This is a genomic window from Pseudomonas sp. St386, from assembly GCF_018325865.1.
GTDB lineage: Bacteria > Pseudomonadota > Gammaproteobacteria > Pseudomonadales > Pseudomonadaceae > Aquipseudomonas > Aquipseudomonas brassicacearum.
The window spans coordinates 6,361,326-6,375,761 of the sequence record NZ_AP021900.1; the positions used below are offsets into that span (position 1 = coordinate 6,361,326).

Consider the following 14,436-nt stretch of genomic DNA (forward strand, 5'->3'; position numbering starts at 1 on the left):
CCGCACTATGAACTTACCTGCGCCTTCCATTCGCCATGACGACTGCGATGAGCTGGCGGCCCTTTGCAAGGCCGGCGGCGATCCGTTGCGGCTCAATGTATTGCGCGCCCTGGCCAACGACTCGTTCGGCGTGCTGGAGCTGGCGCAGATCTTCGGCATCGGCCAGTCCGGCATGAGCCACCACCTCAAGGTCCTGGCCCAGGCTGACCTGGTGGCGACCCGCCGCGAAGGCAACGCCATTTTCTATCGCCGCGCCCTGCCCCACACCGACCTGTTGGGCGGCAAGCTGCACACGGCGCTGCTGGACGAAGTGGACGCGCTGAACCTTCCGACGGACGTACAGGCTCGCATCGCCCAGGTACACGGGCAACGGGCCGCCGCCAGCCAGGATTTTTTCGCACGGGTCGCCGAGAAATTTCGCGCCCAGCAAGACCTGATCGCCGGGCTGCCGCAATACCGCGAAAGCGTCGTGGCGCTGCTCGACAAACTAAGCTTCGAAGCCACGGCCACGGCGATTGAAGTCGGCCCCGGTGATGGTGCTTTCCTGCCGGAGCTGGCGCGGCGTTTCAGCCAGGTGACGGCGCTGGACAACAGCCCGGCCATGCTCGAACTGGCGCGCCAGGTGTGTGAACGCGAGGCCCTGGCTAACGTCAGCCTGCAACTGGCCGATGCTCTGGATGGCATGAGCCTGCAGGCCGACTGCGTTGTCTTGAACATGGTGCTGCATCATTTCGCCGCGCCGGCCGATGCACTCAGACACATGGCCGGCATGCTGCAACCGGGCGGCAGCCTGCTGGTGACGGAGTTATGCAGCCACAACCAGAGCTGGGCCAGGGAGGCCTGCGGCGATCTCTGGCTCGGATTTGAACAGGACGACCTGGCCCGCTGGGCCACCGCTGCGGGTCTCGTGCCCGGGGAAAGCCTCTATGTAGGCTTACGTAATGGTTTCCAGATCCAGGTTCGCCACTTTCAGCGGCCGACTGGCGACACTCACCAACGGTAACTTGTAGGAAAACATCGAGATGAGCGAATACTCCCTTTTCACCTCCGAGTCCGTGTCTGAAGGGCATCCGGACAAAATCGCCGACCAGATTTCTGATGCGGTGCTGGACGCCATCATTGCTGAAGACAAGTTCGCCCGCGTGGCGTGCGAGACTCTGGTGAAAACGGGCGTGGCGATCATCGCCGGCGAAGTCACCACGTCGGCCTGGGTCGACCTGGAGCAGATCGTCCGCGACGTGATCCTGGGCATTGGCTACAACAGCTCCGACGTCGGCTTCGACGGCGCGACCTGTGGCGTGATGAACATCATTGGCAAGCAGTCCCCCGACATCAACCAAGGCGTTGATCGGGCCAAGCCTGAAGACCAGGGTGCCGGCGACCAGGGCCTGATGTTCGGCTACGCCAGCAACGAGACCGACGTGCTGATGCCGGCCCCGATCACCTTCTCGCACCAGTTGGTTCAACGCCAGGCCGAGGCCCGTAAATCCGGACTGCTGCCTTGGCTGCGCCCGGACGCCAAGTCCCAGGTGACCTGCCGTTACGAAGGCGGCAAGGTGGTGGGTATCGATGCCGTTGTCCTGTCGACCCAGCACAACCCAGAAGTGTCCTACAAAGACCTGCGCGAAGGCGTGATGGAACTGATCGTCAAGCACGTGCTGCCTGCCGAGCTGCTGTCCAAGGACACCCAGTTTCACATCAACCCGACTGGCCAATTCATCATCGGCGGCCCGGTGGGCGACTGCGGCCTGACCGGTCGCAAGATCATCGTCGACAGCTACGGCGGCATGGCTCGTCACGGCGGCGGCGCGTTCTCCGGCAAGGACCCATCGAAGGTTGACCGTTCGGCGGCCTACGCCGGCCGTTATGTCGCCAAGAACATCGTCGCCGCCGGCCTGGCCGAGCGCTGCGAGATCCAGGTTTCCTACGCCATTGGCGTGGCCCAGCCTACGTCGATCTCGCTGAATACCTTCGGCACCGGCAAGATCGGCGATGACAAGATCATCAACCTGGTCCGTGAAGTGTTCGACCTGCGTCCGTACGCCATCACTACCATGCTCGACCTGCTGCACCCGATGTACCAGGACACTGCAGCCTATGGCCACTTCGGTCGTACGCCGCAGACCAAGACCGTGGGTGACGATACCTTCACCACGTTCACCTGGGAAAAAACCGACCGCGCCGACTCCCTGCGCGCCGCTGCCGGCCTGTAATACCCGCGTGTAAAGAAAAGCCCCTGGCGACCGGGTCGCCAGGGGCTTTTTCATGCCAGGCTCTTGAGGCGAGAGAATTTATCTGTGGGAGCAAGGCTTGCCCGCGATGAGGACAACGCGGTCCCTGCGGTAACGAGGTGCCTGTATCGCGGGCAAGCCTTGCTCCCACAAAATCCCCTCGTCATGGCGCTCAAGTCCGCCGCGCCACCAGCAAAAACGAAGCCGCACTGGCCAGCAGTCCCGCACACATCCGATTGAACAGGCGCTTGCCACTAGGCCGGGCGAACAGCCGTCGCGCGTAAATGCCCATGTAGCAATACAGGCCGATGGCGATGCACTCCAGTGCCAGGAACAAACCTCCCAGCACGGCAAATTGTTGGGTGACGGTGCCTGTACGGTCGACAAATTGCGGCAGGAACGCGGTAAACAACAGGATCGCCTTCGGATTGCCGATCGCCACCAGGAACTCCTGACGCGCCAGGCCGGCCCGGCTCATCGACGCGACCGCGGCTTCACTGCCGGCCTCAGGCTGGGCCCGCCACAATTGCACGGCCAAATAGAACAGGTAGCCGGCACCGACGAGCTTGATCCCCAGGAACAGCAACTCCGAGGTGTGCAGCACGGCGGTGAGCCCCACCGCTGCCAGGGCGATCATGATCGCAAACGCCAGCAATCGACCAATGCCGCCACTGCACGCCCGGACGAAGCCATAACGCGAGGCGTTACTGATGGATAGCAGGTTGTTCGGCCCCGGCGCCATGTTCAGCGCAAAGCAGGCCGGGATGAAAACAGCGAGCGTCGACAGTTCCATCGGGAGCATTCCAGGCAGCGGCGAATCGAAAGCCCATTCTGCGCCGGCCGTTGATGAGGGCAAGACACAGTTGCACGGCTAAATCGCCTCGCACTGTACCGCCGCGATTTTGCCACCAGGCCCCGCAAAATCCGGTAACGCTCCGGGCCTCGCAACTTCCGGGACGGTGGCTAGCCTTCAGTACTCAACCAAGCAAGGATGCTTCGATGCCACCGTTTTTGTATGCACTCGCCTGTCTTGTCTTCATTGCCATTCCTGCGCTCGCCGCGCCCTGTCCCGACTGGCCCACTGAACGCGCCCGGGCCGAGATCGCCGCGCTGCAACAGCAAATCGACACCTGGGACGACGGCTATCACCGCCTCGGTCAATCGCCGGTGGCCGACGAACTGTATGACCAGTCCCGCGCACAGTTGGGCCAATGGCGCCGCTGCTTCAACCTCGCGGCACCCGACGATCCGCTGCGCTCAACGGGCGGAAAGGTTCCGCACCCCGTGGTCCATACCGGCCTGGAAAAGCTGAAGGACGCCGACGCCGTGGGGGCCTGGCTGCGCGGTCGGGAGGACGTCTGGGCCCAGCCGAAAGTCGACGGTGTGGCGGTAACCCTGGTCTATCGCAAGGGTCGCCTGCATCAGGCAATCAGCCGTGGCGATGGCGTCCAAGGACATGACTGGACCACGAATGCGCGCAAGATCGGCGCCATCCCCCAGCGACTGCACCAGTCCGTAGACCTGGTCGTCCAGGGCGAGTTGTACTGGCGCCTGGAGGCCCATGTCCAAGCCAGCAGCGGCAGCGTGAAGGCCCGCGGGACCATGGCAGGCTTGATGGCACGCAGCAATTTGACGGTACACGATGGGGTGTATATCGACCTGTTTGTCTGGGACTGGCCGGAAGGGCCGGACACCCTGCCCGAGCGAATGGCCGCGCTGAACGCCTTGGGCTTCGCTGACACCCTCGACTACAACCAACCTGTGCGGACATTGGCCGATGCCGAGCAGTGGCGCGATCACTGGTACCGCACGCCGCTGCCATTCGCCAGCGACGGAATCGTCCTGCACCAGAGCCGCCGCCCACCCGCCGACCGCTGGCAGGCCAGGGCGCCGTTCTGGAGCGTGGCCTGGAAATACCCGTATGCCCAGGCGCTGGCCGAAGTGCGCAAGGTGCACTTCAAGGTCGGTCGCACCGGACGCATCACCCCCGTACTGGAGCTTGAACGCATCCGACTCGACGACCGGTGGATTCGCCGGGTAAGTGTCAGTTCCCTCAAGCGTTGGGAAGAGATGGACATTCGCCCCGGCGACCGTGTCGCTATCAGCCTGGCCGGGCTGACCATCCCACGGCTCGACAGCGTCGTGCTGCGCAGCGTCGAGCGGCAGAACCTCAACGTCCCTGCGGAAACCGATCATCACTTCTTGAGTTGCTGGCAACCGACACCCGGCTGTGAAAGCCAGTTCCTCGCGCGACTGGGCTGGCTCAGCGGCAAACAAGGGCTTGCCCTGCCCCACGTCGGCCCCGGCACCTGGGAAAAGCTGCTGGCCGCCGGACGACTCGACGGATTGCTGGATTGGATGACCCTCGATGCCGCCGAGCTTGCTAACATTGCCGGCTTCGGCGAACACAGCAGCACCCGCCTGCTCGCCAGCCTGCACAGCGCCCGACAACGCCCGTTCGAGCAATGGCTCAAGGCCCTGGGCCTGCCGCCCGCTGGTGAGGCCCGGCTGGAGGGGCCGTGGCAGGCGCTGGCCGAGCGCAGCACCGAACAATGGCAAGCCGAGGCCGGCATCGGACCGGGACGCGCCGCGCAACTGAGCGCATTTTTTCGCGACCCGCAGGTGCTGGCCTTGAGTGACGTATTACGCACTGCCGGGGTCGACGGTTTTTAATCCGGGCCCTGTGCGGTTGAACCCAAGGGGCAAGCATGCGTTCCAACAGCGCATCTGTACCGACCGCTCGCGATTTTTTACGGAGTTGCTATGAATTTCCTGTCCCCCGTTGCCCTGCTGGTCTTATGCAGTGCCATGGCCGCCCCCTTGATGGCGGACGAGCAAGCCCCGGAGCTCACCGGTTGCGCGGCCAAGCGCCAGGGCATCATCAACCAGATCGAACTGGCCAAGTCCCGTGGCAACCAGGACCAGCAGGCAGGCCTGGAAACCGCGTTGGACGAAGTCACCAGCCATTGCACCGATGCGTCCTTGCGCAAGGAGCGTGAAAACAAGGTGCTCGATGCCAAGCACGAGGTCAGCCGGCGTCAGGCCGACCTGGAAAAGGCCATGAAAAAAGGCGACGCCGAGCGGATCAACAAACGCAAGGACAAGCTGGCAACCTCCCGCAAGGAACTGCAGGAAGCGGTGGACGAGCTGGACAAGTGAACATTGAAAAGATCGCAGGCTCCTGCAGGATGAATGCGATCCCCTGTAGGAGCCTGCGATCTTTCAAGATATGTCAATGATCCCGAAACTCCTTATGACAGGCACTGCACGCATCCTCGACCTTTTGCACCGCCGACCCCAAGTAACTGGCCTTGTAGGGTTGGACGTTGCTGGCGGTCACCAACTCACCGGTGGCGGCTTCAAGGTTGCGGGCCATTTCCTGGAAACGCGCCTGCTTTTGCCAGACCTCATCCCGGGCGCTGGTGTGGTCTTGCTCGCGCACTTGCGGGAAGTGCTTCCACGGCTCATGGGAGAGTTGATCCAGTTGCGCCGCGCCTTCGGCAAATCGTGGGCCATCGAACGGGACTCGTCCACGCAACATGCCGCCCAACTCTTCGTTGGTCTTGAGCATCTGCTTGAAGATCGCCTTGCGCTGGCCAAGGGGAGAATTGGGATCGACGCCGCCACAGGCGGATAACATCAGGCAGGCCAGTACGGCCATGGAAAATCGTTTTACAAACATCTTGGCCTCGGGGCAGGAAACGGCAGTTAGTATCCTCGGGTCATCGGTAAAGACCAATGGCCCTATCAACAATACGGGTTGTTCGAGCGCCTGACAGCGTTCGAATGACTGCAAAGGAAATCTTCATGAACAGCCGCATCAAGACCTGGCACAAAGGCCTGGCATTGACCCTACCGCTGATCGCACTGTTGGCCGGTTGTAATCGCGGCGAAAAGGTCGAAGAACCTCAGACCCACGCCCTCGCCACCTATGTCAGCGCACCGTGGGAGGCGTTGCCGTCGGTGTCCGATGCAGACCTGCTGGCCGGTTTCGGCTCCTGGCGCAGTGCCTGCACCCGACTCAAGGCCGATGCGACCTGGGGCCCGACCTGCGCGGCAGCGGCCAATGTGCCGCAAACCCCACAGGATGTACGCAATTTCCTGAAACAGAACCTGGACGTCTATGGCCTGCGCTCGGGAGACAACAGCCCCAACGGCCTGATTACCGGCTACTACGAGCCGGTCTACCCCGGCAGCCTCACCCAGACCGCTACGGCGAATATCCCGGTCTACGGTGTGCCGGAGGACATGATCATTGTGTCGCTGGACAGCATTTACCCTGAACTCAAGGGCAAACGCCTGCGTGGCCGCCTCGAAGGCCGCGTGCTCAAGCCATACGACGACGCGGCCACCATCGAAACCAACGGAGTAAAGGCGCCGGTCATCGCCTGGCTGACCGACCCCATGAACCTGCAATTCCTGCAAATCCAGGGTTCGGGACGCATTCGACTCGCCGATGGCCGCCAACTGCGCATCGGTTATGCCGACCAGAACGGCCATCCTTACCGCCCCATCGGGCGCTGGCTGGTTGAACAGGGCGAGCTGAAGAAAGAAGACGTGACCATGGGCGCCATCAGTGCCTGGGCCAAGGCCAACCCGAACCGTATTCCCGAATTGCTGGGCAGCAACCCCAGCTACGTGTTCTTCAACCGTAACCCCGACAGCAACGAAGGCCCGCGAGGCTCGCTGAATGTACCGCTGACAGCCGGCTACAGTGTGGCGGTGGACCGCAAGGTGATTCCGCTGGGCAGCCTGCTGTGGCTATCCACCACGCGCCCCGACGGCAGCACCTTGAACCGGCCCGTCGCCGCCCAGGACACTGGCGGTGCAATTGCCGGCGAAGTGCGGGCGGACCTGTTCTGGGGCACGGGCGAGGCGGCCGGACAACTGGCCGGGGACATGAAGCAACAGGGCCAGATCTGGATGCTCTGGCCCAAGGGCATGGCGTTGCCGCAAGTGCCGCAGGTGGCGAATGCGGTGACCGCCAATCCCTAGGGCCCCGATCGCGAGCAAGCTCGCTCCCACATTGGATCGGTTGTGTACACAAAATATGTATTCACCGAGATTAACTGTCGGAGCGAGCTTGCTCGCGAAGAGGCCAGCCAAAACGCCAAAAATCCGAAATCAGGCTCAGACCGAAACGAAGAAGAAACTCAAGACCAACCCCACCCCCACGAACCACATCAGCGAACGTAGAATCGCCCAGTCAGCCAGGTAGCAAATGATGTAGAGCAGGCGACTGGTGATGAACAGCACTGCCAGCACATTGATGGTCACCAGCTCGGCATTGCCGGCCAGGTGCGCGACAATCACGGCGGCGGCAAAAAAAGGGCTGATTTCAAAGCTGTTCAGTTGCGCGGCGTATGCCCGCCGAGGCGCACCTTCGAGTGAGTCCAGAAAGTCCCGAGGGTCGTGGTTATCTGCCAGCCTGTATCGTCCACCGATCTTGGCAATGGCGACACACAGGTAAGGCAGGAGAAAGGCAATCAAAATACACCACAGGGCAACCGTCATTGACGCAGTTCCTTCTTTGAGTTTTATAGAATATCGCAAGTCCAGCGCCGGTCAGGACTTCATCACCAGCATGCCAACCAACACCAGCCCGCAGGCTAAGAGCCGCGGCAAGCCGAAAGGTTCTTTCAAGTAACGCATGCTGAACAGCACCACCAGGATCACGCTGATCTCCCGCAGCGCCGCCGCTTCGGCGATCGAGCCCAGTTGCATGGCCCACAGCACCAGAGCGTAGCTGAACAATACGCAGAATCCGACTGCCAACCCCAACCGCCACTGCTCACGCCAGAACCGCATGAAGGCCGGCCGCTTGCTCACCAGCGCCAGCAACGGGAACGGCCAGGCACTGAACAGCGTGACCCAGACCAGGTAATCCAGCGGATGGGACCAGCGCCGCAAAGCGTGACCGTCGATAAAGGTGTAGCAACCGATGCACAGGCCGATCAGCGCCACCACCGGCAGCATCGACCAGGGCAGCCGCTCGCCACCACCGCCCTGCCACAACAGGCAAAGCATGCCGAACGGGATCAGCAAAATGCCGATGACCTGCTGGGTCGCCAGGGTTTCACCAGCGAACATAAATGTCAGGGCCAGCACCACCAGCGGCGACAGGCCGCGCATCAGCGGATAGACCAGCCCCAGGTCACCGACCCGATAAGCCTGGATCAGCAAATAGCGGTAGAGCAGCTCGAACGCCGCCGACGCCAGGATCCACGGCCAGATCTCCAACGGCGGCAAGGCCACGAAACCCAGTGCCAACGCGACGAACAGCAAGGCGACGCTGTCCATGCACGCCACCACCAGCAAACGCTCGCCACTGAACTTGATCAGCGTATTCCACGCCGCATGCAACAGCGCCGCGACCAACACCAAGGCCGTTGCAAGCACGGCACGCTCCTTGTCTTGTCCCCCGCCCGTAGGAGCTGCCGAAGGCAGCGATCTTTTGATCTTTCACTTCAGACTCAATTGTCAGTGGAAAGATCGCAGCCTCGTTGCACTCGACAGCTCCTACGATCATCGGGCTCATGAATTGATTCGCTATCGTTTATACTGCAAGCCGACCACGCCGCACTCAGTTGCGCATACACCTATTCCAATAATCTCGCTGTTGCCCCGCTCATTCGAATGGGGGCGCCGGCATGCGTATGCCTGATCAGAGCGTCAAGACTACAGACAGAGACCTTGCGCATGCCACTCGCCTTGCTTGCTTTGGCCGTCGCCGCTTTCGGCATCGGCACGACTGAATTCGTCATCATGGGCCTGTTGCCCGATGTCGCCCGGGACTTGGCCGTGAGCATTCCCCAGGCCGGACTACTGATTACGGGCTACGCCCTGGGCGTGGTGTTCGGCGCGCCGATCCTGGCGATTGGCACCGCCAACATGCCACGCAAGGCCACGCTGCTGGGCATGACCCTGATGTTCATCCTCGGCAACGTGCTCTGCGCCCTGGCGCCGAACTACGCCACGCTGATGGCCGCCCGGGTCATTACTGCGCTGTGCCACGGAGCGTTCTTTGGTATCGGTTCGGTAGTGGCGGCCGGGCTGGTGGCGCCGAACAAACGGGCCCAGGCAATTGCCATGATGTTCACCGGCCTGACCCTGGCTAACGTGCTGGGCGTGCCGTTGGGCACGGCTTTGGGGCAATACGCCGGTTGGCGTTCGACGTTCTGGGCGGTATCGGTGATCGGCGTGATCGCCGCCATCGCCCAATGGGTCTGGCTGCCCAGGGAAATCCCCATGGACAAAGCCAACCTGGCCAGCGAGTTCAAGGTGCTGGGCAAGGTCAACGTGTTGCTCGCCCTGGGCATGAGCGTGCTGGCCTCCACCAGTTTGTTCAGCGTGTTCACCTACATCGCGCCGATCCTGCAGGACATCACCGGTGTCAGCCCACACGGCATCACCATCATGTTGCTGTTGTTCGGTGTCGGCCTGACAGCGGGTAGCTTCCTCGGCGGGCGTCTGGCGGACCGGCGCCTGCTGCCTTCACTGGTGGCCATGGCCCTGGCCGTGGTGCTGGTGTTGGCCGCGTTCAGCCAGACCAGCCAATCGGTGATTCCGGCGGCGATCACCCTGGTGCTGTGGGGGATCTTCGCCTTCGCCCTGTGCCCGATCCTGCAACTGCTGATCATCGACCAGGCCTTTGAGGCGCCGAACCTCGGCTCGACCCTGAACCAGAGTGCCTTCAACCTCGGCAACGCGGCGGGAGCATGGATTGGTGGGTTGGTCGTCGCCAGTGGTGCCGACCTGGCGGACTTGCCGTGGACCGGGGCCCTGATGGGCGGGCTAACCGTACTGGCCGCGCTATATTTTATTTATCGCCAGCGTCATCTCGGCGCTGCGGCAGGCCTTGCCGACTGAGGGGCGTATTGGTCTCGCTGCGCACCTGTGCGTGGCTGATCAGCGCAAAGATGAAACTGCCGCCGATGATATTCCCCGCCAACGTCGGCCCGGCAAACACCATCCAGAAATCCGCCCATGACAACTGGCCGGCGAACACCAGGTACGACACTTCGGCCGAGCCGACGACGATGTGAGTGAAATCCCCGAGCGCCATGAGGTAGGTGATCAGGATGATGATCCACATCTTGGCGCTTTCCATGGACGGGATCATCCAGACCATGGTGGCGATCATCCAGCCGGAGATGATGCCCTTGGCGAACATCTGGCCAGTGTCGTTCTCCATGACCTTGCGCCCGATCTCCAGGAAAGCCTGGTCGGTGCGCTGATCGAAGATCGGCAAGTGCAGCATCACATACGCCACCAGCAAGGTGCCGCACAGGTTGCCCACCAGCACCACGCCCCAGAGCCGCAACAGCCGGCCGAAGTTGCCCAGCGTGGGTTTGCTCATGATCGGCAGCACGGCGGTCAGGGTATTTTCGGTGAACAGTTGCTGGCGGGCCAGGATCACCGCGAGAAAGCCGGCGCAGTAACCGAAACTGGCGATCACCTTGAAGCCTTCGTGGTCCGGCAGCCGGGAGTTGAGCAATCCCATTGCCATCAGCGACAGGCCCATGGTCAACCCCGCCGCCAGGGCCGACCACCAGAGCGCGGCGATACTGCGCTCCAGCTCCTGGTTGCCCTGGGTGCGGATGATTTCGTGCAGCACCGCAGCCCGCGGCGGCTGGTTGCGGTCGACTTCATGCTGCTCCTGAGCCGAAAGGTCAGGGGTCTTGCCTTCTTCATGGGTGTCCATACAGCTCCTGAACCGGTGGCGTGATGTACCTACGACACGTGGCGATCAGCGCTGTTCAGTTACCTCAGCCTGAAACCGCTATCGCGAGCAAGCTCGCTCCCACAGGGAGACGGCGGTGAGCACAAATCCCGTGAACACACCGAAATCAATGTGGGAGCGAGCTTGCTCGCGATAGCAGCGCCGTCGATCTCACTCGACGACAGCATCCTTGAACTGATCCTTGACGTACTTGATCTCGGTCCGCCCGTGAGGCGCGGGCAGGCCGTCTTCGCCGAGATTGACGAAGACCATCCTCTCCACGGTCAGGATGCTCTTGCGGGTGATTTTGTTGCGCACCTCGCAGGTCAGGGTGATGGAAGTACGGCCAAACTCGGTGGCGGTGATGCCCAGCTCGATGATGTCGCCCTGGCGCGAAGCGCTGACGAAATTGATTTCCGAGATGTACTTGGTGACCACGCGCTGGTTACCGAGCTGGACGATGGCGTAGATCGCCGCCTCCTCGTCGATCCAGCGCAACAGGCTGCCGCCGAACAGCGTTCCGTTGGGGTTGAGGTCTTCGGGCTTGACCCATTTGCGGGTGTGGAAATTCATGATCACTCCTGAGTGTCTGGCCGTTGGATTGCTGCATCATGGCAGACCGCACGGTCAGGCTCTACGTCGCGGGCCCTATGACAGTCATCGGCATTTTTGATTTGCCGACAGAAACCCTTTTGGAAGATCCGATTAGCCCGTTATAATCGCCACCGCTTTACCTCGGTCCACCCTTTGGACCGTTCCCGCCACCTGTCCGAGGGGCGCTGCAGCAGGCTCGACCTGTCAGGCTCGGATGGGGCGTTGTTTGTACGGGGGCTCCCCGCACGGACACTAAACGCACAACGGCGCCCATTCGCATACATTACGAATGGAGGCTCTTCATGAGCGCTGTTATCACGCCTGCCGATTTTACCGACTACAAAGTCGCCGACATGTCCCTGGCTGCCTGGGGCCGTCGCGAAATCATCATCGCCGAATCCGAAATGCCAGCCCTGATGGGCCTGCGCCGCAAGTACTCTGGCGAACAGCCATTGAAGGGCGCGAAGATCCTCGGCTGCATCCACATGACCATCCAGACCGCCGTGCTGATCGAAACCCTGGTTGCCCTGGGTGCCGAAGTGCGCTGGTCGTCCTGCAACATCTTCTCGACCCAGGACCAGGCCGCTGCCGCCATCGCCGCCGCCGGTATCCCGGTATTCGCCTGGAAAGGCGAGACCGAGCAAGAGTACGAGTGGTGCCTGGAGCAGACCATCCTCAAGGATGGCCAGCCGTGGGACACCAACATGATCCTCGACGACGGCGGCGACCTGACCGAACTGCTGCACAAGAAGTACGCAGCCGTGCTGGAAAACGTCCACGGCGTGACCGAAGAAACCACCACTGGCGTGCACCGCCTGCTGGACATGCTGGCCAAGGGCGAACTGAAGATCCCGGCCATCAACGTCAACGACTCGGTAACCAAGAGCAAGAACGACAACAAGTACGGCTGCCGTCACAGCCTCAACGACGCCATCAAGCGCGGCACCGACCACCTGTTATCGGGCAAGCAGGCGCTGGTGATCGGCTACGGTGACGTGGGCAAGGGTTCGGCCCAGTCCCTGCGTCAGGAAGGCATGATCGTCAAGGTGTCCGAAGTCGATCCGATCTGCGCCATGCAGGCCTGCATGGACGGTTTCGAGCTGGTTTCGCCGTTCATCGACGGGATCAACGACGGCACCGAAGCCAGCGTCGACAAGGCCCTGCTGGGCAAGATCGATCTGATCGTGACCACCACCGGCAACGTCAACGTCTGCGATGCCAACATGCTCAAGGCCCTGAAGAAGCGCGCCGTGGTCTGCAACATCGGTCACTTCGACAATGAAATCGACACCGCTTTCATGCGCAAGAACTGGGCATGGGAAGAAGTGAAGCCGCAGGTCCACAAGGTGCACCGCACTGGCACCGGCAGCTTCGACCCACAGAACGACGACTACCTGATCCTGCTGGCTGAAGGCCGCCTGGTTAACCTGGGCAACGCCACCGGCCACCCAAGCCGCATCATGGACGGCTCGTTCGCCAACCAGGTCCTGGCCCAGATCTTCCTGTTCGGCCAGAAATACGCCGACCTGTCGCCGGCCCAGAAAGCCGAGCGCCTGACCGTGGAAGTACTGCCCAAGAAACTCGACGAAGAAGTGGCCCTGGAAATGGTCCGCGGTTTCGGCGGCGTGGTCACCAAACTGACCAAGCAACAGGCTGACTACATCGGCGTCACCGTCGAAGGCCCGTTCAAGCCGCACGCTTACCGCTACTAATAGGCGCCCTTCCCTTTGGGGGCAGGCCTGTGGGAGCAAAGCTTGCTCGCGATGCAGACACCTCGATCCAGCTATCGGACCGAGGCGATGCCAATCGCGAGCAGGCTCGCTCCCACATAAACCCGCTCCCACAAGGGATGTGCGAGCCTCTCCGGCTTACGAGCTTCCAAGGATATGACCATGTCCCAAGACCGTCGCTACAGCTTCGAGTTCTTCCCGACGAAGACCGATGCTGGGCATGAAAAACTGATCGCCACTGCCCGTCAGCTGGCCAGCTACAACCCCGACTTCTTCTCCTGCACCTATGGCGCCGGCGGTTCGACCCGTGACCGCACCATGAACACCGTGTTGCAGCTCGAAAGCGAAGTCAAAGTCCCAGCCGCTCCTCACCTGTCTTGCGTGGGTGACAGCAAGGACGACCTGCGCAGCCTGCTGACCCAGTACAAGGCCGCTGGCATCAAGCGCATCGTTGCCCTGCGCGGCGACCTGCCGTCAGGCATGGGCATGGCCAGCGGCGAGCTGCGCCATGCCAACGAACTGGTGAGCTTCATTCGTGAAGAAACCGGCGATCACTTCCACATCGAAGTGGCTGCGTATCCGGAAATGCACCCCCAGGCGCGCAATTTCGAAGACGATCTGCGCAACTTCGTGCGCAAGGCCAATGCTGGCGCCAACAGCGCGATCACCCAGTACTTCTTCAACGCCGACAGTTACTTCTACTTCGTCGAGCGCATACGCAAGTTGGGCGTCGACATTCCTGTGGTGCCGGGAATCATGCCGATCACCAACTACAGCAAGCTGGCGCGCTTCTCCGACGCGTGCGGTGCAGAAATTCCACGCTGGATCCGTAAGCAGCTGGAAGCCTACGGCGACGACGCCTCCAGCATCCAAAGCTTTGGCGAGGAAGTCATCACGCAAATGTGTGAGCGTTTGCTGCAAGGCGGTGCACCGGGGCTGCATTTCTATACCCTTAACCAGGCCGAACCCAGCCTCGCGGTATGGAACAACCTCAAGCTGCCACGCTGAATGATGCATGTGGTGGCACAAAAAAAGGCCTTGGCAAACACCAAGGCCTTTTTCATTCAGTGATCGCAACGGCCCGCCCCCTGCAATGCGCCGCATCGGTGAGCGCGCCGAGCCATCCATGAACACTGGAGGCGGGCCACCAGGGCGCAGG

Annotated in this window: 14 protein-coding genes and 1 riboswitch; of the genes, 8 read left to right on the forward strand and 6 right to left on the reverse strand. The window is 61.8% G+C overall.

The genetic code is table 11. The features are described 5' to 3' along the window. Window positions 1-7 precede the first annotated feature (7 nt). Together KI235_RS28220 and metK are read left to right on the forward strand one after the other, a co-directional pair. Complete coding sequence (locus KI235_RS28220; protein WP_003206398.1) at window positions 8-1,003, forward strand: metalloregulator ArsR/SmtB family transcription factor; 996 nt, start codon at window positions 8-10, stop codon at window positions 1,001-1,003. A gap of 19 nt (window positions 1,004-1,022) precedes the next feature. After that, window positions 1,023-2,213 carry a methionine adenosyltransferase gene (metK, locus tag KI235_RS28225; RefSeq protein WP_013694443.1) on the forward strand — a complete coding sequence of 397 codons (1,191 nt, stop codon included), beginning with the start codon at window positions 1,023-1,025 and terminating at the stop codon, window positions 2,211-2,213. Between the two features lie 190 nt (window positions 2,214-2,403). On the opposite strand, the gene KI235_RS28230 is transcribed toward metK, so the two are convergent. After that, a complete protein-coding gene (locus tag KI235_RS28230; protein WP_003206403.1) occupies window positions 2,404-3,024 on the reverse strand; it encodes a LysE family translocator in 621 nt (206 codons plus the stop codon). Between the two features lie 206 nt (window positions 3,025-3,230). Here KI235_RS28230 and ligB point away from each other — a divergent pair, with 206 nt between their 5' ends. Next, window positions 3,231-4,904 carry an NAD-dependent DNA ligase LigB gene (gene ligB, locus KI235_RS28235; protein WP_212795391.1) on the forward strand — a complete coding sequence of 558 codons (1,674 nt, stop codon included), beginning with the start codon at window positions 3,231-3,233 and terminating at the stop codon, window positions 4,902-4,904. 90 nt (window positions 4,905-4,994) lie between these two features. Beyond that, window positions 4,995-5,390, forward strand: a complete 396-nt coding sequence (locus KI235_RS28240; RefSeq protein WP_003206407.1) for a DUF1090 domain-containing protein — start codon at window positions 4,995-4,997, stop codon at window positions 5,388-5,390. 73 nt (window positions 5,391-5,463) lie between these two features. On the opposite strand, the gene KI235_RS28245 is transcribed toward KI235_RS28240, so the two are convergent. Beyond that, entirely contained in the window at window positions 5,464-5,913 is a 450-nt protein-coding gene (locus tag KI235_RS28245; protein WP_212795392.1) for a cytochrome c, read from the reverse strand. Between the two features lie 125 nt (window positions 5,914-6,038). On the opposite strand from KI235_RS28245, the gene KI235_RS28250 reads away from it, so the two are divergent. Beyond that, entirely contained in the window at window positions 6,039-7,226 is a 1,188-nt protein-coding gene (locus KI235_RS28250; RefSeq protein ID WP_003206411.1) for a murein transglycosylase A, read from the forward strand. 135 nt (window positions 7,227-7,361) lie between these two features. On the opposite strand, the gene KI235_RS28255 is transcribed toward KI235_RS28250, so the two are convergent. Further along, complete coding sequence (locus KI235_RS28255; protein WP_013694446.1) at window positions 7,362-7,745, reverse strand: MAPEG family protein; 384 nt, start codon at window positions 7,743-7,745, stop codon at window positions 7,362-7,364. Between the two features lie 51 nt (window positions 7,746-7,796). Further along, window positions 7,797-8,630 carry an EamA family transporter gene (locus tag KI235_RS28260; protein ID WP_039013145.1) on the reverse strand — a complete coding sequence of 278 codons (834 nt, stop codon included), beginning with the start codon at window positions 8,628-8,630 and terminating at the stop codon, window positions 7,797-7,799. 300 nt (window positions 8,631-8,930) lie between these two features. Between KI235_RS28260 and KI235_RS28265 the strand changes: the two genes are divergently transcribed. Further along, window positions 8,931-10,100, forward strand: coding sequence for an MFS transporter (locus tag KI235_RS28265; protein WP_003206416.1), 1,170 nt, complete (start codon window positions 8,931-8,933; stop codon window positions 10,098-10,100). On the opposite strand, the gene KI235_RS28270 is transcribed toward KI235_RS28265, so the two are convergent. Together KI235_RS28270 and KI235_RS28275 are read right to left on the reverse strand one after the other, a co-directional pair. Then, a complete protein-coding gene (locus KI235_RS28270) occupies window positions 10,051-10,935 on the reverse strand; it encodes a formate/nitrite transporter family protein (protein WP_013694448.1) in 885 nt (294 codons plus the stop codon). The two genes, KI235_RS28265 and KI235_RS28270, sit on opposite strands and share 50 nt — an antisense overlap. Window positions 10,936-11,124: 189 nt before the next feature. Continuing rightward, a complete protein-coding gene (locus KI235_RS28275; protein WP_013694449.1) occupies window positions 11,125-11,526 on the reverse strand; it encodes a hotdog domain-containing protein in 402 nt (133 codons plus the stop codon). A gap of 192 nt (window positions 11,527-11,718) precedes the next feature. Continuing rightward, window positions 11,719-11,826: riboswitch (S-adenosyl-L-homocysteine riboswitch) on the forward strand. Window positions 11,827-11,849: 23 nt separating this feature from the next. Between KI235_RS28275 and ahcY the strand changes: the two genes are divergently transcribed. Together ahcY and metF are read left to right on the forward strand one after the other, a co-directional pair. After that, window positions 11,850-13,259: an adenosylhomocysteinase gene (gene ahcY / locus KI235_RS28280; RefSeq protein ID WP_003206421.1), complete on the forward strand. Its 1,410-nt coding sequence runs from the start codon at window positions 11,850-11,852 to the stop codon at window positions 13,257-13,259. Between the two features lie 180 nt (window positions 13,260-13,439). Beyond that, complete coding sequence (gene metF / locus KI235_RS28285) at window positions 13,440-14,285, forward strand: methylenetetrahydrofolate reductase [NAD(P)H] (RefSeq protein WP_003206422.1); 846 nt, start codon at window positions 13,440-13,442, stop codon at window positions 14,283-14,285. Window positions 14,286-14,436 lie beyond the last annotated feature (151 nt).